The organism is Arthrobacter sp. FW306-06-A (assembly GCF_021870055.1).
Taxonomy (GTDB): Bacteria; Actinomycetota; Actinomycetes; order Actinomycetales; family Micrococcaceae; genus Arthrobacter.
The window spans coordinates 1270739-1297317 of sequence record NZ_CP084552.1 but is presented as its reverse complement, the minus strand read 5'-3'; the positions used below and the strand labels follow the sequence as shown (position 1 = coordinate 1297317).

Here is a 26579-nt window from a genome sequence, read left to right as displayed (position 1 = left end):
AATCGTGTTCCTTCCGGAAGGCGGGGCAGTTGCCGTCTGTGGCAGTCCCCGCGGTTGAAAAATTAGTGAGAGAGGAGCTTTTCGAGGTACTTCTTGCTGAGGGCCGCGGCTTCCCGGGGGTCACCGTCGTAGTTGTCGAGTTCGACCATGAGCCAGCTGTCATAGCCGCTCTCGCGGATGGCTGCGATGATGTCGGGGAAGTCGAGCCCGCCCTGTCCAAGCGGCAGGAAATTGAAAGGGTCCTTCTGGAAGTCCTTGAGGTGGACGTGCCGGATCCTGTCGGGGTACTTCCGGATCACTGCGGCCGGGTCCGCTCCGCCGGCTGCAAGGTGTGCGGTGTCCGGGCAGAAGCCGATCCGGGTGAGCGGCATGAGCCTGTCCAGTTCCTCCGGGCTTTCGACAATGGTGCTTAGGTGCGGGTGATAGCTTGCCGACAGGCCGAAGCTTTCCGCGATGTCCGTCACGCTGTCCAGAGCCTCGCCGAGGCGGTGGTAGTCCTCGTCAGTGGTTCCGGCGGCGCGGCGTGCCCCGCCTCCCACTACCAGCCGTTCTGCTCCAAAGTTGGCAGCCAGTTCGGCGGCACGGTGGATCCGGTGCAGTTCGTCGGGAAGGATGTCAGCGTAGATGAAGTTCGCGCCGGTATAGACACTGGTCAGCTCGACGTTGTTGCTGCTGAGGATCTCTCTAAGTTCTTCGGGCTTGTCGGCGTATTCGGCCAGGTTGCCGTCGAACATCTCCACGCCCTGATAGCCAACGGAGGCGATGTCCTGGACCGCTTGCTGCATGGACCCGTGGGTCATGTAGAAAAGGTCCTTCACGCTCGTCACACCTTGCGGGTGGCCGACGACGCCGCCCCAGGTGATGGAACAGTAACCGAGTTTCATTGCTTCTGCCTTTCAGCTGCGGGGGAAGAGGTGAGTGATCCGGTGAGGTTGTCCGTTTGCGGAACCTCGACCCAGGTCTGGTGCGCGGCCGAGGTTACGACTGCATCCGTAAGGAGGGCTGCCCGTAGGCCGTCCCGGAAGGTGGGCATGCCGTCCGGTTCCTGGCCGTGGACGGCCGCATACACGTCCGCGACGAACGCGTTGAAGCTGTCCTGGTAACCCTGGGGGTGGCCCGGGGGAAGTTTGGCGTAGCGCCGGCCGCCCGGCGTCGTGAGTGTTTGCGGGCCGACCGGGATCTCGGAACTTGAGTCGCTGCGGCCGACGTGCAGGGTGTCGGGCCGTTCCTGGTTGAAGCTGAATGACGCTTCGGTTCCGTCGAAGGAGAACCAGAGTCGGTTCTTCCTGCCGGGACTGACTTGGCTGACCACCACGGAGCCGGTGGCACCCTTGTCCGTCTCGAACAGGAGCGTGGCGCCGTCCTCGGTAGCGACGGAGGACAACCGGCCGCCGGTTTCGCGTTCGTCGTATGCCCTGCTGGTCTGGGCCACAAGCCTGGTGATTCTGTGTCCGGTGGTGAACTCCATCAGGTCACACCAGTGGACGCCGATGTCGCCGAACGCCCTGGACGCTCCGCCGATCGTTGAATCGACCCGCCAGTTCGTGGCTTCCGCGCCGGCCAGCCAGTCCTGCAGGTAGGAGCCGTGCAGGAGCCAAAGCCGGCCGGCGTCGCCGCGCTGGATGCGGTCGCGGGCCTCGCGGACGGCCGGATAGAACCGGTAGACGAAGGGCACGCCGGTGACGACCCCGGCCTGCGCCGCCAGGGTTGTCAGTTCCAACGCGTCCCCAACGTTCGTGGCCAGTGGCTTTTCGCAGATGACTGCTTTTCCTGCCGCAATGGCCTTGCGGGCAAGGTCGGCGTGGGTGGCGTTCGGGGTGCAGATATGGATGACATCTACATCTGCCCGTGCGATCAGTGCTTCGGGCGATTCGGCTGCGGTTCGGGCGCCGAGAGCGGGTGCTGCGGCTTCGGCGGAAGCCTGGCTGCTCCCGGCGACTGCGACGACCTCACCGCCTGCTGCGCGGACCGCATGGGCGTGAACAGAGCCCATGAATCCTGTTCCGATGATTCCGGCCCGTAGCTGGGAAGTCACGGGTGCTACTTCTTCCGGGCGAGGGCGACGGCCAGGATGATGATCGCGCCGCGGACCACCTGCTGCTGGCTGCTGTCGAGTCCGGCGAGGATCAGCCCGTTGTTGATCAGGCCGATCAGCAGGGCGCCGAAGAGCGTGCCGATGATGGAGCCGAACCCGCCGAAGAGGCTGGTTCCGCCCAGGATGACGGCGGCGATGGCGGAGAGTTCGTCTCCTGCTCCCCACTGGAACCGTCCGGACTGCAGCCGGCCCGCGTAGAGCATGCCGGCGACGCTTGCCACCATGCCCGAGATGAGGAGCACCTGGAACTTAATGCGCTTGGTATTGATGCCGGTGAACTCCGCGGCGTTGCGGTTGCCTCCTGTGGCCAGGACCTGGCGGCCGAACCTGGTGCGGTTCAGCACGACGGCGCCGATGGCCACGAAGATGGCGCTCCAAACCACCAGGCCCGGAACAGGACCGAAGTTGCCGGATCCAAACACGATGTTGAACGTGTCGTTGAGGATGGGCTGGGGCGCCGACGCCGTGATCCACTGGGCAACGCCGACGGCTATGCCCAGCATGCCGAGTGTCACCAGGAAGGACGGGATGCCCAGGAGGCTGACCAGGGCGCCGTTGATCGATCCGACGACGAGACCGACAGCGAGGCCGGCGAGGATGCCGGGCACCAGGCCCCACTGGGAGAGCGCCATCGCAGTGCACACACTGGACAGGCCCGCCACGGATCCGACGCTCAGGTCGATTTCTGCGCACGCGATCACGTACGTCATACCGACGGCGATGACGGTGATGGTGGCGGTCTGCCGGAAGATGTTCAGCAGGTTGTTCGGCGACAGGAAGCCCTGGTCGCGGAGCAGAACGGCGAAGAAGAGGAAGACAACGACGAAGCCGATGTAGATGACGTAGCGCCGCCAGTCCAGTTCCTTGAGGATAGTGCCGAAATTACGGGGTGCCGCGGTATCCCGCGGCGCGATGGTGTTTGCCTTGCTCACTTTTCAGACTCCCTGCACTGCAAGTTGGAGATACTCCTCGTCAGCAATCTCGCTGCGGGGGATATCGCGGATGATGGAGCCGTCCTTAAGGACGAGGACGCGGTCGCTGACCGCGAGTAGTTCGGGGTACTCGGAGGAGATGACAATGACGGCCTTGCCCGCACTTGCCAGCTCACGGATCATGTCGAGGATTTCGCTTTTGGTGCCGATGTCGACGCCGGCCGTTGGCTCGTCAAGGATCAGGATGTCCGGATCGGTGCCCAGCCACTTGGCGATGACCACTTTCTGCTGGTTGCCGCCCGAGAGAAGCCGCACCGGGCGGTGGGGATGGGCTACCTTCACAGCGAACCTCTTGATCAGTGACGAGGACAATTCCTTCCCCTTCGCGCCGTCCAGGAGGGGTCCCCGCTGGATCTGGCCGAGGAGGGGAAGCAGCAGGTTGTCCTGGACGGAGTGCTCCAACACCAGGCCCTGGGCCCTGCGGTCTTCCGGGATAAGGGCAACTCCAGCGTTGATGGCCTGCTGCGGAGACCCAAGGTTGACCTTTTTGCCCCGCAGGAGGACTTCACCGCTGTCCAGCTTGTCAATGCCAAAGAGAGCACGGGCGAGCTCGGTTCGTCCGCTGCCCATCAGCCCTGCCAGGCCGAGGATTTCGCCAGGCCGGAGCGCGAACGAAACGTCCCGCACCCGCTGCCCCGCGTTAAGCCCCCGGACTTCCAGCAGCGGCGCCCCGTCGTGGGCCACATGGTCACGCGCACGATAGGAAAGCTGGCCCTCGATCTTCTTGCCGACGATGCCTTCCACGATCTGTTCGGGGGTGACGTCCGTCAGCGGCGCGGTAAGGAGGTGGCGGCCGTCGCGGAGGATGGTGATCCGATCCGCGAGCCTGTACACCTCGTCCATGCGGTGGGAAATGTAGATGATTGAGATGCCACGCTCTTTGAGGCGGTCGATCAGTTCGAAGAGCGCTTCGGACTCATGCCGGGCAAGGCTGGCGGTGGGCTCATCCATGATGAGCACCTGGGCATTCTGGGCGAGTGCCTTGGCGATCTCCGTCAGTTGCCAGTATGCGGTGCCTAACCGTGCGACCCCGGCGCGCGGGTCGACGTCGACTTCCATCTCACTGAAAACTTCCTTGGCACGGCGCACCGCAGCACGATCGTCGATGAGCCCGCCCTTGCCGAGCGGTTCGGCGGCGAGGAAAATGTTCTGCGCAACGGTCAGGCTCGGTACCAGGCTGAACTCCTGGAAGACCATTCCGATCCCGGCGGCCTTCGCGTCCTGGATCGAGTTGATGGCGGTCGGCTTGCCTCCAATAAGGATTGTGCCGGCGTCTGCCTGGTACACGCCCTGAAGGATCTTCATGAGCGTGGACTTCCCGGCGCCGTTGCCGCCCGCCAGCGCGTGGACCTCACCCTTGCGGACATCGAAACTGACGTCTTTCAATACGGGAACGCCGTTGAAGCTCTTTGATATTGAGCGCATCTCGACGACATTGTCTGCGGTATTCATCGTTGCCCTTTCGGCGCGGTGCGGGGGCGGACCCCCGCACCGCCGGTTCTTGCCTACTTCTTGTAGGAGTCCTGGATGTCCTTCGGGGCGTCCTCGTGGTAGACCTGCTTCCACGCATCCAGGACGTTGGAGTGGTCAACCGGAAGGGCGCTCAGCGCCACATAAGCGGGTGCTTTCTTGCCGATGAGCGCCCCGGCGGCCAGCCGCGCTTCCGTGACACCCTGGTCGAACGGAACCTGCGCTCCAAGGCCGACGACGAGTTCGTCCTTGGCAAGGGCAATGGCCACGTTCTTGCCAAGGTCTTCCGTGGCAATCTTCAGGTCAGGCCGGCCGGCGGCCCGGGCGGCAGCCATGACACCTTCTGCAGGAACGTCCCAGACCGCCCAGATTCCGGACAGGTCGGCGTACTTGCTGAGCATGGCGTTCGCAGCTGCCTGGGCATCTCCAGCGAAGTCAGGGCCGGCGATTCCCTTTTCCTCGACGATCTTGATGTCCGGGTATTCCTTCGTAATCGTTTCTTTGAATCCCTGGTAGCGCTGCTTGGTAACGAAGAAGTCGGCCTGGTGGAAGACAAGCCCGATCTTCCCCTTGCCACCGAGCGCCTTAGCCATTTGGTGGGCGGAGACGACGCCGTTGCCGTAGTTGTCGGCAGAAACGACAGAGACATAGTCCTGGCCGGCGGTCAGTCCCTGGGGGACGTTGTCCATGAAGACGAGCTTGGTGCCGGCAGCCGCGGCTTTCTTGTATGCGGAGGCCGTAGCCACGGGATCCGTGGGGATCGAGACGATGACGTTCGGGTTCTGCGACATGACCGTCTCGATGTCCGAGACCTGCTTGTCCGGCTTGAAGTTCGCGTCGGTGGTGGCGATGACTTTGATGCCGAGCTTTTCAAACTCGGACTTTAGGCCGTTGATCTGGGCGTTGGCCCAGTCGTTGCCGCCGTAGTGCATCACAATGGCTGCCTTGGCGTTGAGCGCCTTGACCTTTTGGATCTCGTCCGGAGTGAGGTCTGCTGCGGACGCCGGCGAGGGCGTCTCGCCGTTGGGCCCCTTGCTCAGGACCTGTCCCTTGATCTGGTCAAGGGCCTGCTGGGCCTTGCTGGACACACCGGCGTCGGGAGCATTGGACGTGGCCGTGGTCGAACTGCTGCAGGACGCGACCGAAAGGGACAGGACTGCGGCAAGGGCCACGAGGGGAAGCCTGCGGATCATCATTGTTCTCCAGTGCTTGGGATGGGTGGGGTGGATGCCTGGGATGGTTCAGGCGAGGGCTATAGCCAGGGCCGGCGGAACCGGGGACAGGACGAGCCCGCCGGAGGCCGAGGCTGTGCGGACGGCAGTGGCCTTGTCTGAAGCTGCCAGCAGCGCCTCTGCGTGTATTTTGTCGACGAAGAAGCCCAGGGAACACGGTCCGTGGTGGGCTTGAACCCACTTCACCGCTTCGTTGGCCGCCTTCGTCATGTCTTCGCCCGCTTCCCGGACCGGGCCGGGAATGGTGGACGCGGACGCGGGTTTGCCCGAGTTGTCGACGGAGACCACCAGGCTTGCCCAGAGGCGGTCCTCGTCGAAGACTCCGACAACTGCCGAAGAGCCGGCGGAGACAAAGGTGCGGACAGCAGCTGCCAGATCGCCGGGCGCCGCCTCTTTCAGGAGCACTTCGAGATTTGCCCACTGGGTTTGGTCGGCATCCCGAAGTCCGGCGTTCGGATCGAGCGCGAGTGCGTGGACGATCGTGTCGGGCATCGCGCTCCCTTTCTTCATTGAAATGTGTGGCTGCGTAAACGTTCACGAAGCGCTCGTAAACGTTTACGGACATCATCGTAAACGTTTACGGTGTTACGTGTCAACGGTCACATGGACAGTTATTCCAACGGATACGGGGGTACGGTCCGACGTAAGATCGAAAGGCACGGAACCCGAAAGATTCCAACCAACGTGCAAGACAGGAGTGGGCATGGCAGGCACAACTGTTCCCCGTGAGGCGAACGGGAGAATGCCGGAAGCCTCACGGCGCCGGAAGCCCACCATCAACGACGTGGCGAGCATGGCCGGCGTCTCCTTCGGCACAGTCTCGCGGGTCCTCAACGACGCACCGGACGTGAGTGCGGCAACGCGGCAACGGGTCCTGCAGGTGATCAAGGACATCGGGTACCGCAGGAACCGGGCCGCCACGGCGCTCGTCACCAGCCGGTCCACCTCCATAGGCATACTTTCCGACGGCTCCCCGCGGTTCGGCCCGGTGGGGACGCTCATGGCCCTCGAGAACATTGCACGCAGGAAGGGTTACGCCACAACCGTCATCAGCGTTGAGCGGCCCTACGGAGAGTCGGTCCAGGCCGCCCTGGACACCCTGGACGATACCGGCGTGGGGGGAATCATCGTCATCGCCCCCGTGGTGGAGATGGCGGCAGCCGTATGGAATGCCTCGTGCCGCGTACCGGTGGAGATGATCGCGGCAGGAGCATCATCGACTCCCAACGTCTTCTCATACTCAGAGAACCAGGAGTTGGGCGCACGGCTGGCCACCCAGCACCTGATAGACCTCGGCCACACCGACATCGCGCACTTCGCCGGCTCCATGGACTGGTTCGACGGCCGGGTCCGCAAACGCGGGTGGGAAGCCGCGCTGCGCGACGCCGGGCTTACACCAGGGCTGTGCCTCGAAGGCGATTGGAGCCCCCGGTGGGCTTACGAGACCGCGCTCCAACTCGTGCGGGAACAGAAGGTGCCCCATGCGATCTTCGCCGCCAGCGACCACACGGCTCTCGGGCTGATACGGGCCTTCGCTGAAAATGGGATCAGGGTCCCGGACGACGTGAGCGTGGTGGGTTTCGACGACATCGAAGGTTCAGACTATTTCCTGCCTCCCCTGACCACTGTTCGCCAGGACTTCACGGCGTTAGCGCTCATGAGCATGGAAGTGCTCCTTGGTGCCATGGAAGGGCGGGAGGTGGACCGCACCCCGATCGCGCCCACCCTTGTTGTCCGCGACAGCGCCCGCCAGGCCACCTCCCCCAAGTAGGAGGGGGACGACGGCGGCACCTGCCTCCCGCCGTCGTCCTCCACACGCACTGGTACCAGCAGCGCTAAGACCTGCGGATGCCGCTTGTCCAACAAACGGATCAGACGCTGAAGTAGGCTGGAATCCCACACCAGCAACAGGAAAAGCGAGGCTAAACGTGCACCAGGACGCCGTCCGGTTCCTGTCCCAGCCGGTGGCCGCCCAGCCCGGCGCTCCCCTGCGCGTCGCCGTGTACTCGCGGATCGCCGAAGCGATCCGCAACGGCCTCCTCACGCCCGGCTCCATGATCCCGACCGAAACCGAACTCGGCACGGACATGAAGGTCAGCCGCACCGTGGTCCGCGAAGCCCTCATGCTGCTCGAGGAAGACGGGCTCATCAGAGCCAGGCGCGGCGTCGGACGCTTCGTCTCGGACACACTCCCCCGCATCGGCATCGAACGCATCCAGCCCTTCGAGGACGTCCTCGCCAGCCCCGGCCAGACGCTGGAGGTCAAGCGCATCCAGGTGGTCCGGCAGGCGGCCTCCGAATTTGTCGCCCAGGGCATCGGCGTCGAGCCGGGCACCGACTGCTGGCTCTGGGAATCCGTCCTGATCCGTGACGGCGAGGCCATCGCCCACCTGCAGGAAAACGTCACCGCCCAGCCGGTCAGCGTCGGCAAGGGTGCCGCCGCGCCCCTTGAGATAGAGGACGACGGCGGCGCCACCCTGCTTGCCGCGCTCACCAAGCAGCTGGGCAGGCTGGCCGGGCCGGGCGAGTGCCAGATCAGCGTCAGCCAGGTGGGGCCCAGCGGGGCGAAGCTGCTGGAGCTGCGCCAGTCGGACCCGGTGCTGGTCCTGACGCAGTACGTCCGGAACGCCAACCGGCCGTTCTACCTGGCCAAGTGCCTGGTTCCGGCCCGGGCCGGGCACCTATCGGTGATGCAGCAGTTCCAGTCCTAGCCGGTCACCCGGCGGCTTGACTGCTGTCGTACCCCAATGCACGGCTGGCTTCCAGTCCCGCCCGGGCCACCACCGGCCCCAGCCGTTCAACGTCGGCAGGCCCGATCCGCTGGGTAGGGAACCCCAGGCCCACGGCGCATGCAAGCCGTCCAGTATGGTCGAAAACGGGCGCGCTGATGGAGCCCACGTCCTGGTTGCGTTCCCCGAAGGCCGCAAAGAAACCCTGCTCGCGTGCAACGGCCGTCTGCTGCCTGAGCGTCTCCATTGACACCGGCGTATCGGCCGTAAAGCCCTCGAGCCCCTGCTGGTCCAAGGCATCCCAGGCTCCGGGGTCGAATGCCAGGAAAATCTTGCCGGGGGCGCCGGCGTGCAGCGGCATGACCATGCCCACCATGAACGGCCGCATCACCACGTGCCGCGTCTCGGCCACGGCAACGATGGTCCGGAACGCCCCGTCCCGGACGTACAGGCAGGCAGTTTCGCCGGTTTCGTCGCGCAGCTGCTGCAGGACCGGCTTCACCAGCCGGACCACGTCCAGCCCGAACGTCCCGGGGGTAGCCCAGCGGACCAGGCCGATACCGATCCGGTACCGGTCGCCGTCGCGGTCCAGGAATCCCTCGCGGAGCATGTTCTGGACCAACCGCTGGCAGGTGCTGGACGGCAGCCCGGTTTTGCGGATGATCTGCTGCAGCGTCGGCTCGGGCTCCTCTACCGAAAAGCAGTCCAGAATCTCCGCCACCTTATGCAGGACCAACAGGGGCGAGGCCCCAGCTCCCGGTTCCTTCGCCACTGTCCGAACACCCTTTCAATCTGTTTCCGCCAGCCTCCAGCTTAGTGAGCAGGGAGCCGCCCCAGCATGTGATCCATTTGACATCCCATCAGGGTGACCCACATCATGGGATTAGAACCCACTTTATGGGTTTACTCGCAAATCCCCAACACAACGACGTGGAGAATCCATGAGCACCCCCGCAATCACCTGTGAAACAGCCCCCGAGCCCAAGCGCCCCGGGATGAGCCGGGTTGGACTGATCGTCCCCAGCTCCAACACCACCATGGAGACCGAACTGCCGGAACTGTTCCGGCGCCAGGCCGAGGCCACCGGCCACAAGTACACCTTCCACTCCGCCCGCGCCGGCATGAAGAAGGTCACCAGGGAAGAACTGCTGGCCATGGTGGGCAAGGCAGCGCAGTGCGCCGAAGCGGTCTCCGACGCCGACGTGGACGTCATCGCCTACGCCTGCCTGGTGGCCGTCATGGCCCAGGGCCCCGAAGCCCACGAGGGCTCCGAAAAGGTCATCGCCGACGCCGCCGCCGGCAACGGACACCCGGCCCCGGTCACCAGCAGCGCCGGCGCCCTGGTCCGGACCCTGCACGAAATTGGCGCCCGGAAGGTCGCCATGATCACCCCCTACATGAAGCCGCTGACCAAGATGGTGGTGGACTACATCGAGGGCTCGGGCATCACGGTGCTGGACGCCATCAGCCTCGAAGTTGCGGACAACCTCGAGGTTGGCTGCCTTGACCCGCAGAACCTGCCCGCACTGGCCCGCAGCCTGCAGCGCGAAGGCGCAGACGCCGTCGTCCTGTCCGCCTGTGTCCAGATGCCGTCGCTCGCCGCGGTCCAGGCAGTGGAGGACGAGCTGGGACTTCCGGTTATCACGGCGGCCACGGCCACCACCTACGAGATCCTCAAGGCCCTGGGCCACCAGCCCGCCATCACCGGAGCGGGCAGCCTGCTGTCCGGCGCCGGCGTCCCCGCTCAGACGAACGCATAGGCGGCGGGCACCATGTCGCTCTCCCTCATCGCGTTCCTGGTGCTGGTGGCGGCCTTCGCCGTCGGTTCCTTCACCAAGATCAACGCCGGGCTGCTGGCCACGGTCGCCGCGTTCGGCGTGGGCACCCTCCTGGCCGGGATGTCCATCAAGGATGTCATCGGACAGTTCCCCGCCGGACTGTTCTTCATCCTGGTGGGCGCCACCCTGCTCTTCGCCATCGTGCGGATCAACGGCACCATCGACCTGCTCGCGTACTGGGCGGAACGGCTCGCCGGCGACCGGAAAATCCTGGTCCCCATCCTGATGTTCCTGCTGACCGCAGCCCTGGCTTCCGCCGGCGCCTTCACGCCGGCCGCCATCGCCATCGTCGCCCCGGTGGGCCTGGCACTGGGCGCGCGGTTCGGCATCAGCACCCTGGCCATGGGCCTGGTCATCGTCCAGGGCGCGAACGCCGGCGCGTTCTCTCCCGTCAACCCCTTCGGCGTCCTGGGCAACAAAATGCTGGACGGTGCCGGCGCTTCTGGCGATTCCTTCAAGCTCTATGCGTACTGCTTCATCTTCAACGCCATCCTGGCCGTGATCGCCTACGCCCTGGTGCAGGCCATCATGAAGCGCCGGGCAGCCAGGGCGGAGGCGCGTCAGGCGGACGGCGGCAATGCCATGAAGAACGACGACGGCGCTGACGCCCCCTCAAGCGGCAGTGTTTCGGGTCCCGGCGGCGCCGGAACGGCCGTCCTCACCGCACCGGCACAGACCATTGTGGCCACCGGAACCAAAACCGGCCCGGTGAAGGTGGCCGCAACCCCCATGCGTATCCTCACGCTGGTGGGCATCGCCTCCCTGCTGGTGCTCACCACCGTCCTGGGACTCGATGTGGGAGTCGCCTCGCTGGTCATCGCCGCGGTCCTGATCGTCCTGGACTCCAACGTGCAGAAGCCGGCGGTGGAAAGCATGCCGTGGTCGGCCATCATCCTGGTCACCGGCATCGTCACCTACGTGGGCATGCTGGAGAAGATGGGCGCGCTGAAGGAACTCCAGGAAGGCATCGCGGGCCTGGGCAACAGCTCCCTCGCTGCGCTGATCGCCAGCTACGTGGTGGCCATCGTGTCAGCTTTCGCCTCCACCACCGGAACCCTCGGCGTCATCAGCCCCGTGGTCGCTCCCATCGCCATGGACCCGCTGCTCACCCCCGTGGGAGTGGTGACGGCCATCGCCATCAGCTCCTCCGTGGTTGACGTCAGCCCCATGTCCACCAGCGGGGCCCTGCTGATGGCCAGCGCCCAGCCCAAGGACGAGCGGATGTTCTTCCGAGCCCTGCTGCTGTGGGCCATCGCCATGATCGGTGTGGTGCCGCTCCTCGTCTGGTTCGTGTTCGTCCAGCTCGGCCTCGGCTAAGAGCCCCGGGCGGACAAGGGAAAGGGACGTCCTCGCCGGGCGTCCCTTTTCCTTTGTCTTTCCCTTTGCACGGGCACCGCGAACCGGCCGGCCCTAGTCCTTCGGCCGAAAATCGCCCGGCCAGTCCTTCAGCCGGATCCGGCCAAGGTCCTGGATTTCGCCGAGGGTACCCCACTCATCCAGGCCCAGCCGGGCCAGGGGCTCCAGCAGGTCGATGCGCGGGTGGCTGCCATCGAGTACTTCTTCGCTCACGGCGGCATGGGTGACTTCGCCGAAAACCAGGGTCGAGTCCCCTATCGGCAGCACGGAGTGGAGGCGGCATTCCAGCACCGCCGGAGATTCCTTGACCCGGGGCGCGGCCACGGTGAGGCTCGGCTCCCGGGTCAGGCCGGCGGCGTCGAACTCGCTGATCTCCGGCGGGAAGTTGGTGCCGGTGGCGTTGACCTCTTCCAGGAGTGCGGCCGGGGCCAGGTTGACCACGAACTCCCCGGACGCGGTGATGTTGCGGAGCGAATCCTTCTCCCCCACCGACGTGAACTGCACGATGGGCGGATTGGTTGACGCTACGGTGAAGAAGGAGTGCGGGGCCACGTTGTCGATGCCTTCCGGGGAAACACTCGAAACCCACGCGATGGGCCGGGGCACCACCACAGCGGTGAGCAGCCGGTAGAAATCACGGGCGGACGTCGCTGAGGGACTGAAATCAGTTCGCATGCTGCCAGACTAACCGGCGCCGCAGGCAGGAGGGACACGCACATGAGTTTCCAGCTGTACCGTTCACCGTCAACCCGGCGCCAGGTGCGCGCCGTCCTCTTCGACACCTTCGGGACCGTGGTGGACTGGCGCACGGGTGTGGCCAGGGAGGTGGCAGCTTTCGCGGCAGCACACGCGCATACGCTCGACGCCGAGGCCTTCGCCGACCACTGGCGGGCCCTCTACCAGCCAGCCATGGAAGCCATCCGCTCCGGAAAGCGCAGCTTCACCAAGCTGGACACCCTCCACCGCGAGAACCTTGACGAGGCACTCCGCCAGCACGGCATCGAACCGGCACCGGTGCCCAGGGAAACCCTGGAGGAGCTGAACAAATCCTGGCACCGGCTGCCCGCGTGGCCGGACAGCGTGGAGGGCCTCGCTGCAATCCGCCGCCACTACATCGTGGGCCCGCTATCCAATGGCAACACCTCACTGTTGCTGGACATGGCCAGGAACGCCGGCCTGCCGTGGGATGTGATCATCGGTTCGGACATGACGGGCACCTACAAGCCGTTGCCCCAGGCCTACCTCCGGACAACGGAGTTCCTGGACCTTGAGCCGGGTGAGGTGATGCTGGCGGCGGCCCATAACAATGACCTGCGGGCGGCGCGCGAAGCTGGGCTGGGCACGGCGTTCATCGCCCGCCCCACCGAACACGGCCCCGGCCAGTCGGCGGACCTGGCCCCTCAAGGCGACTGGGACCTGGTGGCGTCAAGCATCACGGAACTGGCGGAGCTGCTAGGGGCCTGACCGCTCTTTGGCAAGGGGACCCGAACCGGGCCTACTTCGGCGCCGTAATTCCGAGGCGGGCCATCCGGCGGTAAATGGTGGCCCTGCTCAGTCCCAGTTCGTTGGCGGCCGCGGCCACCGTGATGCCCGGCCGGGAAAGGCACCGGATGATCTCGTCCCTCTCGACGGCTTCGATCCGGGTGAGGTGTGGCCCGGCGCGTCCCACAAGCCGGGAGGGCAGATGCCGCACATCGATGGTTTCCGTCCGCATGGCCGCGTCATTGACCATGGTGAAAAGTTCGTCCACGTTGCCTGGCCACCCGTAGCCGGTCAGCGCGTGTTCGGCAGCGGCCGTGAAATCCACGTCACGCATACGCGATTGGCGGGCGGCGTACCTGGCCAGGGGCATTACATCGGTGGGGCGTTCGCGCAGGGCAGGCACCGGCACCACGGTTTCCACCGAGGCGGCCAGTGGCTGCGGGACGGCGCCCAGGTCCTCCGCGGTCATGGCCCAGGTAATGGAGGCTGGGCTTCCGGCCGGTGCAGGCAATGTCTTAACCGCGGCGGCAGCCCGGGTGCTCAACTCCTGCGCTGCCCAGGCGGGCAGGAGGTCAACGTTTTCGACGATCACGGCGGTATCGGGCTTGGTCAGCTCGGGCGTCCAGAGCGACAACCACGCCTCTACGTCCTCAGGCTCCGGAGCTGCTGCACACAGTATGCGGCTCCCGGGGCGCGCCTGTCGGATAGCCTGCCCCAGCAAGGTGGCGCGCCCGGAGCCTGGTTCTCCGACGGCGGCCACGACTCTGTTTGCCGCAAGGGCCAAGGCCGCACGGTCCAATGCCTCCGTCCAGTCCGGGGACATGGCGCGCAGCGTTCCCGCACCGGGCTCAACCCGGCCCCGCTGGACCCGGAAGACGCCGCCCTTGGGTCCCGCTTTCGGCCTGTGGCCACCCGACTTTGCGAGCATGAGGGCAGCGGTGTTGCTCGCCGCCGATTGGGCAAGTGCCAAAAGCAACTCCGGTGACGACTTGGACCAAGTGGTGATGTTCACGCTGCCCTCGAGGCGTCCACTGAGGGGATCGATCACCGGCACGGCAGCGCAGGTGTACGTCCGGAGGCTTGCGCTGAAGTGTTCCTCGGCACGAACCAGGCTCGGCGTCCGGTCCGCAAGCGCCATACCCAGCCCGCTGGTTCCCGCTTCCCGCTCGGAAAAGGCAAAACCGGGAGCCAGATGGACCTTGTCGAGCGCCCGCAGCAGTGAGGTGTCGCCGCTGAACCGGTTGAGGACCAGCCCGTTGGCGTCGGTGAGCATCAGGCTCAGAGGCTCGTTGGCCAGGGTTTGGTGCAGGCTGGTCAGCACCTCCTGGCCGCACTGGTAGAACAGCGAGTCACCGGCCACCGACCCGGCCCAGACGGGATCAATGGCCTCGGCCGAGACGCCGTATTCTTCACTGCGCTGCCATGAGGCGAGGAGGCGTCTTGAGACAGTCGTCATCATGCCTCCCGGCCCGCCGGCCGGTGGCCGCGGCACGGGAACGTTCTGGTCCGGCACCATCGCCGCCCTCCTTGTCCTGGTCATTCGAGATTACGGCGTGGTGCTTCAAAAGGCGATGCCGCCCTGTCTCAAAATGAGACACCGGTCACAGGTTGACGGCGGTCGTTTGGCCATAGCGTCGTCCCTGTCGCGACTATGGCAGTCGCGGGGAGGAGAACGATATGTACAGCAAAGACGGCGAGAACTACTTCATCGTCGACGCGCACGTCGCGTTGTGGGACGCCCGTCCGGAGAACCAGCGGAATATCCAGGGCAAGCAGTTCATTGATTGCTTCTACGACTACCACCGCAACCTCGGTCCCGAGGAGGAACACTGGTCCTACGAGGAATTCCTGTACCAGGGCGGCGAACGCCTCATGAAGGACCTGTTCCAGGACGGCTACGTGGATCACGCGATCTTCCAGCCGGCGTATCTCGGCGCGTTCTACAAGAACGGCTTCGCGCAGGTGGAGGAGGCATACAACCTGGCCGCCGCGCACCCGGACAAGCTCACGTACAACCACTGTTATGACCCCCGGGAGGGTGAGGCAGGCCTTGACCGGCTCCGCGCCGACCACGAGAAGATGAAGTTCAAGGGGGTCAAGCTCTACACCGCCGAATGGCGCGGCGAATCCCGCGGGTACAAGCTCTCCGATCCCTGGTCCTACCGGTATTTCGAGGAGTGCCGCAAGCTCGGCATCAAGAACATCCACATCCACAAGGGCCCCACCGTCCGCCCGCTGGACCGGGACGCTTTCGATGTCGCCGACGTCGACCACGCCGCCTCCGACTTCAACGACCTGAACTTTGTGGTGGAGCACGTCGGCCTGCCCCGGCTGGAAGACTTTTGCTGGATCGCCACCCAGGAACCCAACGTCCACGGCGGCCTCGCCGTCGCGATCCCCTTCATGCACACGCGGCCGCGGTACTTCGCCCAGATCATGGGCGAGCTCATCTACTGGATTGGCGAGGACCGCATCCAGTTCTCCAGCGACTACGCCATCTGGTCACCCCGCTGGCTGATCGAGCGGTTCGTTGACTTCCAGATCCCGGAAGACATGACCGAATACGCCCCGCTCACCGTGAACCAGAAGAAGAAGATCCTGGGACTGAACGCCGCCAAGATGTATGACATCCCGGTGCCCGCAGAGCTCCAGCTCCCCAACGCGGACGAGACCAAGACGGGACCGCGGCAGCCGGAACGGGCGGACCTGGCAGGCGCGGCATGACGGCGGCGTTGACGGAGCGCACGCTCCGGCAACGGGACGAGTCGGTGACAGCAGAGGACGTCCGGCATGCGCTGGGGGCCGTGCTGGATCCCGAACTGGACGAGCCCATCACGGATCTGGGCTTCGTGCGTTCCCTCCAGATCACCGGCTCCCCGGCGGGCGCGATAGTGCTGCTGCACCTGCGGCTGCCCACGTCATTCTGCTCGCCGAACTTCGCCTACCTGATGGCGTCCGACAGCAAGGACGTGGTCTCGGCGCTGCCAGGGGTGGCGGCGGTAATGGTTGAACTCGATGACCACCACGACTCCGACCTCATCAACGCAGGCCTCGCGGCCGACGCCGGATACCGGGGCACCTTCGGCCACGAGGCCGAGCACAGCCTGGAGGAGCTGCGGTGGACGTTCCGCCGCAAAGCCCACACCGCCGCGATGGAGCGCTGCCTCACCGAACTGCTGCGCGCCGATCCCACGTTGGCGGAAGAAAGCGTCGGGACGGTGCGGCTGGGTGACCTGCCGGCCGGCCGGACCAAGGACGCTTTAGTACGACGGCGGACGGCGCTTGGGCTGCCGGCGGAACCTGCCGCCGTCGTCCTCGTGGACCATGACGGCACGCCCTACGCGCCCGACAACGTGCCGATGGCGCTGCGGCGGGCGCGCTCCACCCGCATTTCCATCGACGGCAATGCGCACTTCTGCCGCGGCCTGCTGCGGACACGCTACGCCGGCTCCGGCGTCGATCAGACAGACCGGCCCGAGGGAGCCGAGCCTGCCGACCATCACCACCTGCTTCCGTTCACAGTCAAGGAGATCCACCCATGAACACCATGCGAGCCGTCCAGGTGGTCGGCTACCACGAAGGCCTGAAGATGACCGAGGCGCCCATTCCGGAAGTGGCCGGGGCCTGGGACGTCGTGGTCAGGATCGGCGGAGCCGGCGTGTGCCGGACGGACCTGCACATCCTCGAGGGACAGTGGGCGGAAAAGTCCCAGGTGCAGCTGCCCTACACCATCGGGCATGAGAACGCGGGGTGGGTGCACGCCGTCGGAAGCGCAGTCACCAACGTCAAGGAAGGCGACAAGGTGATCCTGCACCCGCTGATCACCTGCGGCCTGTGCCGCGCGTGCCGCTCCGGCGACGACGTACACTGCGAGAGCAGCAGGTTCCCGGGCATCGACACCCACGGCGGGTACGCCGAGTACCTCCTCACCTCCGCCCGGTCCGTGGTGAAGATCGACGATTCACTGGAACCCGCGGACGTGGCGGCCCTGGCGGACGCGGGCCTGACGGCCTACCACGCCGCGGCGAAGGCGGCCAAGCGGCTGACGCCGCGGGACAACTGCGTGGTGATTGGCGCCGGCGGGCTGGGCCACATCGGGATCCAGGTGCTGAAGGCCCTAACCCCGAGCCGGATCATCGTGGTGGACCGCAACCCGGCCGCCCTGGAGCTGGCGAAGTCGATCGGGGCCGACGAAGGGGTCCTCGCCGACGGCACGCAGGTGGAACAGGTGCGCGCCCTCACCGGCGGCAAGGGCGCCGAGGTACTGATCGACTTCGTGGGCGAGGGCGGCGCGACGTCCGAGGGCATAGCGATGCTCCGGGAGGCCGGCGACTACTTCGTGGTGGGCTACGGCGAGGACATCAGCGTGCCCACCATCGACATCATCTCCTCCGAAATCAACATCATCGGCAACCTCGTGGGTTCCTACAACGACCTGCAGGACCTCATGTCGCTCGCGGCCCGCGGGGCAGTCACACTGCACACCCAGAAGTACAAGCTCGATGATTTCCAGCAGGCCATCAGCGACCTGGACGCCGGCAAGGTCCGTGGCCGCGCCATCCTGGTGCCCTGATACCCGTTTCGCCCATCCCTCACCAAGCTTTCATGTAGAGGAAAACTGATGATCTTCATTACCGCAAAATTCCCGGTCAAGCCGGAGCACGCCGACGCGTGGCCGGAGATTTCCCGGGACTTTACTGAGAACACGAACGCCGAGGAAGGCTGCGTGTTCTTCGAGTGGTCCCGTTCCCTGGCCGACCCCAACACCTACGTCCTGATCGAGGCGTTCCGCGATGACGAGGCCGGCGGCGCGCACGTGCAGTCGGAGCATTTCAAGCGGGCGACGGCGGAACTGCCGGCGTACCTGGCCCGGACTCCGGACATCATCAACGTCACGGTGGACGGGTGGTCCAAGCTCGGGGAGCTCGCGGTCGAGTAGCCCGGCGCCCCGCCGGCTGCCCAGCCTTGGTTCAAGGTCGGATCCACTCGTGATTTCAAGCCCCGAGGCTTTGGAGCGCCTCCCTGGTTCCGTGCTGGTGCAGCGTGGCCAGGGCCTCGGAGTAGGCGGCAACAAACCTCTCGTCATCCACCAGGTCGCCGAAGACGTCGCGGTTTGAAACGAAGGACAGCGGCTCCTGGCGCTGGCGTGCGGCGGCGGCCATCACGGTGTCCTTGAGCCGGTCCACCACATCGATCGGGTTGCCCTGCTCGTCGGTCCCTTCGGCATAGCGGGCCCAACTCGCCACGATGGCGGCAGACCGCTTGATCTCTCCACCGTTCTCGAGGTTGATGCGCACCACGGGCAGGAGCCACTTCGGGATCCGGTCGGAGCTCTCGGCGCAGAGGCGGGCCAAGGTGTCGCGGACATATTCATTGGAGAAGCGTTCGATGAGGGTGCGCTTGTAGCTGTCGAGGTCGATTCCCGGCACAGGATGCAGCGTCGGCGTTGCTTCCTTGTCCATGTAGTCCAGGAGGAACTGCGCGAACAACGGGTCCTGCGCCACTTCATGCGCGTAACGGTAACCGGCAAGGTAGCCGAAGTAGCACATGCCCTGGTGGCTTGCGTTGAGGAGCCGCAGCTTCATCAACTCATACGGCTCCACGTCGTCCACGACCTGGACGCCGGCCTTTTCGAAGGGCGGCCGTCCCAGGCTGAAGTGGTCTTCGAGTACCCACTGCTCGAAGGGCTCGCAGACCACGGGCCATCCGTCCTGCACACCATATTCCGCGGCGATGGCCTTCCTGTCTTCGTCGGTGGTGACGGGGGTGATGCGGTCCACCATACTGTTGGGGAACGGTACGTTTTCCGCGACCCAGGCGCCGAGGGCGGGGTCCTTGAGTGCGGCGAAGGCACTGAACATTTTCCGTGCGACGTCGCCGTTGCCCTGGATGTTGTCGCAGGACATGATGGTGAAGGGCTCCAGTCCCCGGTCACGACGGCGGCGCAGGGCTTCGGTGATGAGTCCGAAAGTGGTGCGCGGTGCTGCCCCGGCTTCGAGGTCGTGGACCACGTCCGGGTTGTCGGCGTCGAAGTCGCCGGTGACGTGGTGGAAGTTGTACCCGCCTTCGGTCACGGTCAGCGATACGATCCGGACGGCGTCGGACGCCATTTTTTCGATCACGGCCTCGGGGCTGTCAGGGGCGAAGAGGTACTCGATGATTGACCCGATGACGCGGCCTTCCCGGGTGCCGTCCGGGTTCTTCACCACGAGAGTGTAGAGGCAGTCCTGCCGGTCCATGACCTCCTTCATGCGGGCGTCACTGGGCAGGACGCCCACTCCGCAGATGGCCCAGTCGTGGGCCAGGCCGGCGTTCATCAGCTGGTCCAGGTACATGGCCTGGTGGGCCCGGTGGAAGCCTCCGACGCCGAAATGGACGATTCCCGCGGTCAGGGCAGACCGGTCATAGGCCGGTTTGCCGAGGTTTGCCGGGAGTGCTGCCAGTGTTGACGCTGTAAGTAACTGCATGTGATTTTCCTTTCCGGTCCGGCTGTCAGCGGCCCGGGTAGACGATGGCTTTGAGTTGGCCGGGTTGCTTGCCGGACTTGAGCGCTTCCTCTGATTCGGCGAGCGCGAACCTGCCGGTGACCAGGATGTCCAGGTCCACTTTTCCGTCGGCGATGAGTTGGACCGCGAGCGGCCAGGTATTCGTGTAGCGGAAGACGCCGGAGAGCCAGATCTCCCGGTTCTGGATGTAGGAGACCGGGAGCTCGACGTCGTCTGCGCCGAGCCCCACCAGGATCACGCGGCCGGCCGGGGCAACGGCCTTGATCCCGGAACGGACCGCCTGCGGTGCGCCGGACGCGTCAATGAACGCGTCGACGTCGAGCCCTTCCACAGTGTCTGTCCGGGCGTTGAGTGCGTGCGTTGCGCCGTGTTCCAGTGCGAAGGCGAGCCGGTCTTCGGCGATGTCGCTGATGTAGATTTCGCTGGCACCAAACGCGCGGGCGGCCTGGGCGGCGATGATGCCGATGGGGCCGGCGCCGGCGATCAGGACCCGGCTGCCGGGCTTGATCCCGGCACGTTCACAGGCCCAGATACCAACGGAGAGCGGCTCGATGAGGGCTGCCGCCTCGTCGCTGACGCTGTCCGGAATGTCGTGGGCGAAGTCGGACTGGATGGTCACGTATTCGGCGAAGGCGCCGTCCACAGGCGGGGTGGCGTAAAACTCCATGTCCGGGCAGAGGTTGTAGCGGCCGGCCTTGCACTGTCTGCACGTGCGGCAGGGGCGCTGGGGTTCGACGGCGACGCGCTGGCCAATGCGGGCAGGGTCAACTGCACTGCCGACTGCGGCGATCCGGCCGGAGAGCTCGTGGCCCAGGATCAGCGGGTGGTCCACCACGTAGGGGCCGATCCGGCCGTGCTCGTAGTAGTGGACGTCGCTGCCGCAGACGCCGACGGCGGCCACCTGGACCAGGACCTGGTCTGCGTCGGGCTGCGGAAGGGGCAGGGTTTCCATGGCCATGTCACCCTGGCTCCTCAGGATGTTGGCCCGCATGGTCCCGGGCAGCTCAGCGCCGGCAACGTGTGCATGGGTGGTTGTTGTTGTCATCAAAGTGATCCTCGAAAGAGTTGGGCGGGAAGCGGCTGGCTATTTCACGGCCTGTTATTTCACGGCGCCCAAGGAGAGTCCCTGGACGAGTTTGTCCTGGGCGGCGAAGCCGGCGAACAGCACCGGGAGGGAGATCACGACGGCGGCTGCGCAGACCTGGGCGAGGAAGAGTCCCTGGCCGGAGACGAAGCCGGTGAGGAACACCGGTGCCGTACCGGCGACCACGCCGGTGAGGACGCGTGCCAGAAGCAGCTCGTTCCAGCTGAAGATGAAGCAGATCAGGGCGGTGGCGGCGATGCCGGGCATGGCGACAGGAGCAATGATCTTGCGGAGGATCAGCAGGAGGTTGGCGCCGTCGATCTGGGCTGCCTCCAGCATTTCCTCCGGGACTTCGGCGAGGAAGGAGCGCATCATCCACACCGCGATGGGCAGGTTCATGGACGTGTACATCAGGATCAGGAACCAGATGTTGTCCAAGGCCCCGACGGTCCGCGCGAAGAGGTAGAGCGGCAGGATGGCCGCGACCACGGGCATCATTTTGGTGGAGAGGAAGAAGAACATCACGTCGGTCCACCTCTTGACCGGCCGGATGGACAGCGCGTAGGCGGCAGGGAAGGCCAGCAGCAGCACCAGGACCGTGGACAGGATCGAGGCGGTGGCGGAGTTGATCAGCGACGGCCACGGGCTGACCCCGGACGTTTCGCCGAAGAACTCCCGGTACGCATCCAGCGTGAGGTTCGCGGCGAGGGACGGCGGGTTGGTTGCGGCGTCGGTCTCGGAGTGGAACGAGGTGAGGATCATCCACAGGACCGGGACTGCGAAGAGCAGTGCGAGCAACCAAGCGGCGATGCCGGCGGCGGTGTTGTTGCGCGTGGGGTCCATGCGTGCCTTGCCGCGACGACGTGGGGTGCGGCCGGTGTTCAGCGCGGTAGGCGATTTGGGACGGGCAGGGCCCGAACTCTGCGGTGCGGCGGGGGTGAGGGTGCTCATCGTGCTGCCTCCTTCTTGAAGAGTGAAAAGACGGTGCGGAGTGCGAAGGTGGCCACGATGATGGTGCCGATGACCACCACGACCCCGGCGGCGGATGCCAGGCCGTATTCGTTGGCGAAGTAGAACGTCTGGTAGATGGCGTAGGGCAGGTTGGCGGTGCCCAGTCCGCCGGCGGTGAGGGTGAAGACGGCGTCGAAGTTCTGCACGATGTAGATGGCGCCGAGCAGCCCGCCCAGTTCCAGGTACTGGCGCAGGTGCGGCAGTGTCAGGTGGCGGAAGATCCCCCACGGGGTGGCGCCGTCCATCTGCGCGGCTTCCACGGTGTCCATGGGGCGGGACTGCAGGCCCGCCAGCAGGATGAGCATCATGAACGGCGTCCACTGCCACACCAGGGAGAGGATCACGGCCATCATCGGTGCCTGGGAGAGCAGGTCCAGCTGCGGCGCCGTGGCGCTGCCGAACAGGGACCAGACCCAGGTCAGGACGCCGTTGATCAGCCCGTAGGTGGGGTTGAGCAGGGCATGCTTCCAGATCAGGGCCGCTGCCACGGGCACCACCAGGAACGGGGCGATCAGCAGGGTCCGGGCCAGGCCGCGGCCGATGAACTTCTTATCCAGCAGCAGGGCCAGTCCCAGGCCGATGAGCAAGCTGATGAGCACCACGGAGACGGTGAGGAGGATGGTGGTGAAGATGGCCTGGCGCAGATCCGGATCAGTCAGCACAGTGGCGTAGTTTTCCAGGCCTGCGAAGGCTGTCTTGTCCGGGCTGAGGCTGTTCCAGTTCATGAATGAGATGACCAGCGTTGCCACGAATGGGAGCTGGGTGACCAGGATGAGGAAGATCAGGGCGGGCAGCAGCGGTGCACGCCGTGCCCACGCCAGGGCGCGTTCGCGCGACTGGGCGTCTCGTGAGGGGGTGGCTGCATTGCGTCCCGGGCGGGAGATGCGCGCCGTTGCGGTAGTCATGATGTTCTCCTGCGGTTCGGTTAGGGCTGCTTGTACTTGTCGCCGACTTTTTGGGCGGCTTGCTGGCCTTTGGCCAGCGCGTCGGCCACGGAGCCCTGGCCGGCGATGGCTGAGCTGATGCCCTGGGAGACGCTGGTGCCCAGGGCGGCAAATTCGGGGATGCCGACAAACTGGATGCCGACGGCGGGACGTTCCTGCGCGCCGGGGTTCTTGGGATCGGCGTTCTCGATGGCGAAGCGTTCAGCTTCGAAGAACGGGGCGGCCTTCTGGAACTCGGCGTTCTCGTAGGTGGAGATGCGTTTGCCGGACGGGACCTTTGCCCAGCCGAGCTCGGAGGCGACGAGTTCCTCGTAGTCCTTGGAGCTGGCCCAGGCGATGAATTTACCGGCGGCGTCCTGCTTCTTGGACGCGGCCTGCATGGCCCAGGACCAGGTCCACAGCCAGCCGGAAGAGGCTGTTTCCTTCACCGGTGCCTGGGCGTAGCCGATCTTGCCCTTCACCGGGGAATCCTCGGCTTCCAGGGCTCCTGCGGCCGAGGTGGCGTCGTACCACATGGCCACGTTGCCCTGGCCCATGTTGTTCAGGCACTCGGTGAACCCGGCCTGCGCGGCCCCGGCTTCACCGTGCTCGCGGACCAGCCTGGTGTAGAACTCCACTGCCGCGGTGAATTCCGGGGAGTTGATTTGTGCGTTCCAGTCCTTGTCGAACCAGGTTCCGCCGAACGTGTTCACCACGGTGGTCAGCGGTGCAAAGACCTGCCCCCAGCCCGGCTGGCCGCGCAGGCAGATGCCTTTCATCCCCGGTTCCGCCCCGTCCACCTTCGCCGCTATGTCCGCGACCTCATCCCAGGTGGGCTTCTCCGGCATGGCCAGGCCTTTGGCCTCCAGGATGTCCTTCCGGTACATCAGGAAGGAGGACTCCCCGTAGAACGGTTCGCCATACAGCTTGCCGTCCTCGCCGGTGAGGGATGCCGTGTAGGCGGGGAGTATGTCGTCCTGGTCAAACTCCGGGTCATTAGCCACACTGTCCAGCGGGGCGAGCCACCCGTTGGCGGCGAAGAACGGGATCTCGTAGTTGGAGAGCGAAGCCACGTCGTACTGGCCGGCCTGGCTGGAGAACTCCTGGCTGATCTTGGCCCGTACGTCGTTCTCCGGCAGGATCGTGTAGTTGACCCTAATCCCGGTTTCCTTGGTGAAGCTCTCCGCGGTCAGCCGCTGCAGGTCCTCCATCTGGGGGTTGTTCACCATCAGGACACTGATGCTGTCCGGGTCTCCGGCGGAATTGCCACCGCCGGCACCTGCACAGGCTGAGGCGGTGAGTGCGATGCAAAGGGCACCGGCAGCCATCGAGGCCGCGCGCATCTTGGGACGCATAAGAACTCCTTTGTACTCAAAAGTCGGGATGAAGCTTGTGCTCATATGAGCATTCAAATTCGCTCATCTGGCATGTGACTCTAGTCATATATACTCGTTTGAGCAAGAGGGCGGACTCAAATGATCAGATGGAGAAGGGGTGAGCACGTGTCCGAGCATTCCCATGAAGAACTTCTGGCCCGCGTCAGCAGCGACTACTACCTGGAGAACCGCTCCAAGGTGGAAATCGCGGTCAGCCATGACATTTCGCGATTCCAGGTGGCGCGGCTGCTCACCGAGGCACGTGAGCGCGGAATCGTGGAAATAAAGGTCCATTACCCGGCCCACATCTCCGCCGCGGAGATCCGGCAACTGGAGTCCTGGCTGGGGATTCGTGAAGTCATCGTGGCAGACTCCACCTCCGGCGACGAGGGCCAGGCCCGCGGCATCCTGGCGAAGGCTGCGGCCGCCGAGATCTCACGGCAGGCGCCCGCCGGCGGAACACTGGGAATTTCGTGGTCCCGCATCCTCGACGTGGCCTCGATGCTGGTCCGAGACCTTCCCCGGTGCGACATCGTCCAGCTCGCCGGGGCGCTCCCCACAGAAGGGGAAAGCAATCCCCTTGAGCTTATCCAGCGGCTGGGGCACCTGAGCGGCGGGCTCACGTGGCCCCTGTGGTCGCCGCTGGTGGTGGAAGATCCGACGACGGCGGCCGGCTTGCGGCGCCAGCCAGAGATTGCGGGGGCCTTGGCGAAGGCAGATTCACTCGACCTGGCTATAGTCGCGATCGGCGCCTGGAAGAGCGGCGGCTCCACCGTCTGGGAACGGGCGGAAGCCGAGGTGCGGGAGGCAGCGGTGGAAGCCGGCGCCGTCGCGGAATGTTCGGGGCGGCTGCTCAATGCAGCAGGTGCTGCGGTCGAATCGGGGCTGGACGAACAAATCATCGCCGTCACCGTCAAGCAGTTGCAGCGGACCGAAAAGGTCATTGCCGTGTCGCACGGACGGGCACGGGCAGATGCGGTGCGGGCGGTTGCCAAAGCCGGTTTCGTGACCACGCTGATCGTCGATATCCCGCTGGCGCGGGCCCTTGCCGACCTGATGGATCAGGAGAACAGTCAATGAGCATTGTGGTCGGGGTGGACTCCTCCACACAGTCCTGCAAGGTCCTCGCGGTGGACGCGCACAGCGGCGATGTAGTTGCTTCAGGCGCGTCGGCCCACCCCGACCGCACCGCCGTCGACCCCCGCATCTGGACGTCCGCGCTGCGCGAGGCCTGGCAGGCCGCCGGTGCCGACCGCCTGGGCGGTTCCGTTGCCGGGGTGGGCATCGGTGCACAGCAGCACGGGATGGTGGCGCTCGACCACACGGACACCCCAGTCCACGATGCGCTGCTGTGGAACGACACCCGCAGCGCAGCGGACGCGGCAAGGCTCCGGGACGAGCTGGGCCAGGGGGCGTGGGTTGACGCCGTCAACCTGGTCCCGGTGGCGTCTTTCACCATCTCCAAACTGGCCTGGCTCGCGCAGAACGAGCCGGAGCTGGCGGACCGCGTTGACCAGGTTGTCCTCCCCCACGACTGGCTGAACGGAGCCCTGGGCGGCGAGTTCACCACCGACCGCAGCGATGCATCCGGCACCGGCTATTTCTCGCCGGTCACGGACAGCTACCGGACGGACCTGCTTGAGCGGTTCTTCGGCCGCGTTCCGCGCCTTCCGCGGATTGTTGCATCGCATGAGCGGGCGGGAACGGTACAGAGCGGATGGGGCATTGATGGTGCTGTCCTCGCCGCCGGTGCCGGGGACAACGCGGCGGCAGCTCTGGGGCTGGGCCTTCGTCCTGGCGAGGTGGTGGTTTCCATCGGCACGTCCGGAACCGTCTTCACCACCACACCCTCACCCATGCCGGACCACACCGGTGCAATCGCAGGGTTCGCGGATGCCGCCGGCGGCCACCTGCCCCTGCTTGCCATGCTCAATTCCGCCCGTGTCATGGCGGCAACCGCGTCCATGCTCGGCGTCGGCCTGGCCCAACTGGATGCGCTGGCGCTGGACGCGGCAAGCGACGCCGACGGGCTCACGTTCCTTCCGTATCTCGACGGCGAGCGAAGCCCCAACCTTCCGCATGCAAGCGGGAGCCTGGCCGGCCTGACCAGGAGCAACATGACCCCGGAGAACCTTGCCCGCGCCTCGGTGCTGGGCGTGCTCAATTCACTGGCGGACGCCATCGACCTGATGAAGCAGTCCGGCGGCACCCCGGACAAAGTCCTCCTCATTGGCGGAGGCTCCAAGTCGAACTCCATCCGCCAGGCGGCGGCGAGCATTTTCAACCTGCCCGTCGAGGTCCCGGCCAGCAGGGAGTACGTGGCACTTGGCGCAGCGAAGCAGGCTGCATGGGCAGCCACGGGAGAATTGCCGGACTGGAAGCGCAGCATCGAAGCCGCCTATGAGCCCGAGGGCGACTGGGGCGCCGGCGTCCGGGAACGCTACGCCGCGGCGCGCAGGAACGTCTACGGCGTGTGAGCGGCTGG

The 26579-nt window shown here is 65.6% G+C and carries 25 protein-coding genes; 11 read left to right on the top strand and 14 right to left on the bottom strand.

Translation table 11 applies throughout. The features are described from left to right. Positions 1–62: 62 nt before the first annotated feature. Genes LFT49_RS06015 through LFT49_RS05990 form a run of 6 tightly spaced genes read right to left on the bottom strand, consistent with a single transcriptional unit; the run spans position 63 to position 6281 of the window. Positions 63–884 (bottom strand): sugar phosphate isomerase/epimerase family protein, encoded by an 822-nt coding sequence (locus LFT49_RS06015; RefSeq protein WP_237430063.1) that lies wholly within the window; start codon positions 882–884, stop codon positions 63–65. Further along, a complete protein-coding gene (locus tag LFT49_RS06010; protein ID WP_236821524.1) occupies positions 881–2035 on the bottom strand; it encodes a Gfo/Idh/MocA family protein in 1155 nt (384 codons plus the stop codon). The genes LFT49_RS06015 and LFT49_RS06010 overlap by 4 nt, the downstream gene beginning before the upstream one ends. A gap of 5 nt (positions 2036–2040) precedes the next feature. Further along, a complete protein-coding gene (locus tag LFT49_RS06005) occupies positions 2041–3027 on the bottom strand; it encodes an ABC transporter permease (RefSeq protein WP_236801391.1) in 987 nt (328 codons plus the stop codon). Between the two features lie 3 nt (positions 3028–3030). Then, a complete protein-coding gene (locus LFT49_RS06000) occupies positions 3031–4539 on the bottom strand; it encodes a sugar ABC transporter ATP-binding protein (protein WP_237430062.1) in 1509 nt (502 codons plus the stop codon). 53 nt (positions 4540–4592) lie between these two features. After that, positions 4593–5753 (bottom strand): substrate-binding domain-containing protein, encoded by a 1161-nt coding sequence (locus LFT49_RS05995; protein WP_236801389.1) that lies wholly within the window; start codon positions 5751–5753, stop codon positions 4593–4595. Between the two features lie 45 nt (positions 5754–5798). Beyond that, entirely contained in the window at positions 5799–6281 is a 483-nt protein-coding gene (locus LFT49_RS05990) for a hypothetical protein (protein WP_237430061.1), read from the bottom strand. Between the two features lie 211 nt (positions 6282–6492). Here LFT49_RS05990 and LFT49_RS05985 point away from each other — a divergent pair, with 211 nt between their 5' ends. Beyond that, positions 6493–7560, top strand: coding sequence for a LacI family DNA-binding transcriptional regulator (locus LFT49_RS05985; protein ID WP_237430060.1), 1068 nt, complete (start codon positions 6493–6495; stop codon positions 7558–7560). Between the two features lie 157 nt (positions 7561–7717). After that, positions 7718–8500, top strand: coding sequence for a GntR family transcriptional regulator (locus LFT49_RS05980; RefSeq protein WP_237430059.1), 783 nt, complete (start codon positions 7718–7720; stop codon positions 8498–8500). Positions 8501–8504: 4 nt separating this feature from the next. Here the strand turns inward: LFT49_RS05980 and LFT49_RS05975 are convergent, their stop codons facing one another. Then, complete coding sequence (locus LFT49_RS05975; RefSeq protein ID WP_237430058.1) at positions 8505–9290, bottom strand: IclR family transcriptional regulator; 786 nt, start codon at positions 9288–9290, stop codon at positions 8505–8507. A gap of 169 nt (positions 9291–9459) precedes the next feature. On the opposite strand from LFT49_RS05975, the gene LFT49_RS05970 reads away from it, so the two are divergent. Both LFT49_RS05970 and LFT49_RS05965 read left to right on the top strand, forming a co-directional pair. Further along, positions 9460–10278, top strand: coding sequence for a maleate cis-trans isomerase family protein (locus LFT49_RS05970; protein ID WP_272912545.1), 819 nt, complete (start codon positions 9460–9462; stop codon positions 10276–10278). Positions 10279–10290: 12 nt separating this feature from the next. Beyond that, a complete protein-coding gene (locus LFT49_RS05965) occupies positions 10291–11673 on the top strand; it encodes an SLC13 family permease (protein ID WP_237430057.1) in 1383 nt (460 codons plus the stop codon). A gap of 93 nt (positions 11674–11766) precedes the next feature. Here the strand turns inward: LFT49_RS05965 and LFT49_RS05960 are convergent, their stop codons facing one another. Continuing rightward, the gene (locus LFT49_RS05960; protein ID WP_237430056.1) at positions 11767–12387 is read right to left on the bottom strand and encodes a flavin reductase family protein; all 621 of its coding nucleotides are present in this window, start codon (positions 12385–12387) and stop codon (positions 11767–11769) included. Between the two features lie 42 nt (positions 12388–12429). Here LFT49_RS05960 and LFT49_RS05955 point away from each other — a divergent pair, with 42 nt between their 5' ends. Further along, entirely contained in the window at positions 12430–13176 is a 747-nt protein-coding gene (locus LFT49_RS05955; protein ID WP_237430055.1) for a haloacid dehalogenase type II, read from the top strand. A 31-nt stretch (positions 13177–13207) separates the two neighbouring features. Here LFT49_RS05955 and LFT49_RS05950 read toward each other — a convergent pair whose 3' ends face one another. Continuing rightward, positions 13208–14710, bottom strand: a complete 1503-nt coding sequence (locus tag LFT49_RS05950) for a helix-turn-helix domain-containing protein (protein ID WP_237430054.1) — start codon at positions 14708–14710, stop codon at positions 13208–13210. Between the two features lie 161 nt (positions 14711–14871). On the opposite strand from LFT49_RS05950, the gene LFT49_RS05945 reads away from it, so the two are divergent. From LFT49_RS05945 to LFT49_RS05930, 4 genes are read left to right on the top strand one after another with little or no spacing between them, the layout of a single operon-like run. After that, on the top strand, positions 14872–15918 hold the full coding sequence (locus tag LFT49_RS05945) for an amidohydrolase family protein (RefSeq protein ID WP_237430053.1): 1047 nt from the start codon (positions 14872–14874) through the stop codon (positions 15916–15918). Continuing rightward, positions 15915–16736 (top strand): iron-sulfur cluster assembly protein, encoded by an 822-nt coding sequence (locus LFT49_RS05940; protein ID WP_237430052.1) that lies wholly within the window; start codon positions 15915–15917, stop codon positions 16734–16736. The genes LFT49_RS05945 and LFT49_RS05940 overlap by 4 nt, the downstream gene beginning before the upstream one ends. Continuing rightward, positions 16733–17767 (top strand): NAD(P)-dependent alcohol dehydrogenase, encoded by a 1035-nt coding sequence (locus LFT49_RS05935; protein ID WP_237430051.1) that lies wholly within the window; start codon positions 16733–16735, stop codon positions 17765–17767. The genes LFT49_RS05940 and LFT49_RS05935 overlap by 4 nt, the downstream gene beginning before the upstream one ends. A gap of 48 nt (positions 17768–17815) precedes the next feature. After that, positions 17816–18133 (top strand): putative quinol monooxygenase, encoded by a 318-nt coding sequence (locus LFT49_RS05930; protein ID WP_237430050.1) that lies wholly within the window; start codon positions 17816–17818, stop codon positions 18131–18133. 55 nt (positions 18134–18188) lie between these two features. Here the strand turns inward: LFT49_RS05930 and LFT49_RS05925 are convergent, their stop codons facing one another. From LFT49_RS05925 to LFT49_RS05905, 5 genes are read right to left on the bottom strand one after another with little or no spacing between them, the layout of a single operon-like run. Beyond that, positions 18189–19661 carry a mannitol dehydrogenase family protein gene (locus LFT49_RS05925; RefSeq protein WP_237430049.1) on the bottom strand — a complete coding sequence of 491 codons (1473 nt, stop codon included), beginning with the start codon at positions 19659–19661 and terminating at the stop codon, positions 18189–18191. Positions 19662–19686: 25 nt separating this feature from the next. Further along, positions 19687–20745 carry an NAD(P)-dependent alcohol dehydrogenase gene (locus tag LFT49_RS05920; protein WP_237430048.1) on the bottom strand — a complete coding sequence of 353 codons (1059 nt, stop codon included), beginning with the start codon at positions 20743–20745 and terminating at the stop codon, positions 19687–19689. Positions 20746–20799: 54 nt separating this feature from the next. Next, positions 20800–21735: a carbohydrate ABC transporter permease gene (locus LFT49_RS05915; RefSeq protein ID WP_237430047.1), complete on the bottom strand. Its 936-nt coding sequence runs from the start codon at positions 21733–21735 to the stop codon at positions 20800–20802. Further along, on the bottom strand, positions 21732–22700 hold the full coding sequence (locus LFT49_RS05910; protein WP_120691807.1) for a carbohydrate ABC transporter permease: 969 nt from the start codon (positions 22698–22700) through the stop codon (positions 21732–21734). The genes LFT49_RS05915 and LFT49_RS05910 overlap by 4 nt, the downstream gene beginning before the upstream one ends. 20 nt (positions 22701–22720) lie before the next feature. Beyond that, entirely contained in the window at positions 22721–24073 is a 1353-nt protein-coding gene (locus LFT49_RS05905) for an ABC transporter substrate-binding protein (protein ID WP_237430046.1), read from the bottom strand. A gap of 147 nt (positions 24074–24220) precedes the next feature. On the opposite strand from LFT49_RS05905, the gene LFT49_RS05900 reads away from it, so the two are divergent. Then, complete coding sequence (locus LFT49_RS05900; RefSeq protein WP_013600148.1) at positions 24221–25174, top strand: sugar-binding transcriptional regulator; 954 nt, start codon at positions 24221–24223, stop codon at positions 25172–25174. After that, on the top strand, positions 25171–26571 hold the full coding sequence (gene xylB, locus LFT49_RS05895) for a xylulokinase (protein ID WP_237430045.1): 1401 nt from the start codon (positions 25171–25173) through the stop codon (positions 26569–26571). The genes LFT49_RS05900 and xylB overlap by 4 nt, the downstream gene beginning before the upstream one ends. Positions 26572–26579 lie beyond the last annotated feature (8 nt).

Bases quoted from the DNA above. Each gene is read 5' to 3' on its own strand.
- LFT49_RS05930 (WP_237430050.1), top strand. From the start codon at position 17,816: ATGATCTTCATTACCGCAAAATTCCCGGTCAAGCCGGAGCACGCCGAC.
- LFT49_RS05935 (WP_237430051.1), top strand. From the start codon at position 16,733: ATGAACACCATGCGAGCCGTCCAGGTGGTCGGCTACCACGAAGGCCTG.
- LFT49_RS05905 (WP_237430046.1), bottom strand. From the start codon at position 24,073: ATGCGTCCCAAGATGCGCGCGGCCTCGATGGCTGCCGGTGCCCTTTGC.
- LFT49_RS05940 (WP_237430052.1), top strand. From the start codon at position 15,915: ATGACGGCGGCGTTGACGGAGCGCACGCTCCGGCAACGGGACGAGTCG.
- LFT49_RS05950 (WP_237430054.1), bottom strand. From the start codon at position 14,710: ATGGTGCCGGACCAGAACGTTCCCGTGCCGCGGCCACCGGCCGGCGGG.
- LFT49_RS05985 (WP_237430060.1), top strand. From the start codon at position 6,493: ATGGCAGGCACAACTGTTCCCCGTGAGGCGAACGGGAGAATGCCGGAA.
- LFT49_RS05915 (WP_237430047.1), bottom strand. From the start codon at position 21,735: ATGAGCACCCTCACCCCCGCCGCACCGCAGAGTTCGGGCCCTGCCCGT.
- LFT49_RS05920 (WP_237430048.1), bottom strand. From the start codon at position 20,745: ATGACAACAACAACCACCCATGCACACGTTGCCGGCGCTGAGCTGCCC.
- xylB (WP_237430045.1), top strand. From the start codon at position 25,171: ATGAGCATTGTGGTCGGGGTGGACTCCTCCACACAGTCCTGCAAGGTC.
- LFT49_RS06000 (WP_237430062.1), bottom strand. From the start codon at position 4,539: ATGAATACCGCAGACAATGTCGTCGAGATGCGCTCAATATCAAAGAGC.
- LFT49_RS05970 (WP_272912545.1), top strand. From the start codon at position 9,460: ATGAGCACCCCCGCAATCACCTGTGAAACAGCCCCCGAGCCCAAGCGC.
- LFT49_RS05960 (WP_237430056.1), bottom strand. From the start codon at position 12,387: ATGCGAACTGATTTCAGTCCCTCAGCGACGTCCGCCCGTGATTTCTAC.
- LFT49_RS06015 (WP_237430063.1), bottom strand. From the start codon at position 884: ATGAAACTCGGTTACTGTTCCATCACCTGGGGCGGCGTCGTCGGCCAC.
- LFT49_RS05910 (WP_120691807.1), bottom strand. From the start codon at position 22,700: ATGACTACCGCAACGGCGCGCATCTCCCGCCCGGGACGCAATGCAGCC.
- LFT49_RS05955 (WP_237430055.1), top strand. From the start codon at position 12,430: ATGAGTTTCCAGCTGTACCGTTCACCGTCAACCCGGCGCCAGGTGCGC.
- LFT49_RS05990 (WP_237430061.1), bottom strand. From the start codon at position 6,281: ATGCCCGACACGATCGTCCACGCACTCGCGCTCGATCCGAACGCCGGA.
- LFT49_RS05925 (WP_237430049.1), bottom strand. From the start codon at position 19,661: ATGCAGTTACTTACAGCGTCAACACTGGCAGCACTCCCGGCAAACCTC.
- LFT49_RS05945 (WP_237430053.1), top strand. From the start codon at position 14,872: ATGTACAGCAAAGACGGCGAGAACTACTTCATCGTCGACGCGCACGTC.
- LFT49_RS05995 (WP_236801389.1), bottom strand. From the start codon at position 5,753: ATGATGATCCGCAGGCTTCCCCTCGTGGCCCTTGCCGCAGTCCTGTCC.
- LFT49_RS05965 (WP_237430057.1), top strand. From the start codon at position 10,291: ATGTCGCTCTCCCTCATCGCGTTCCTGGTGCTGGTGGCGGCCTTCGCC.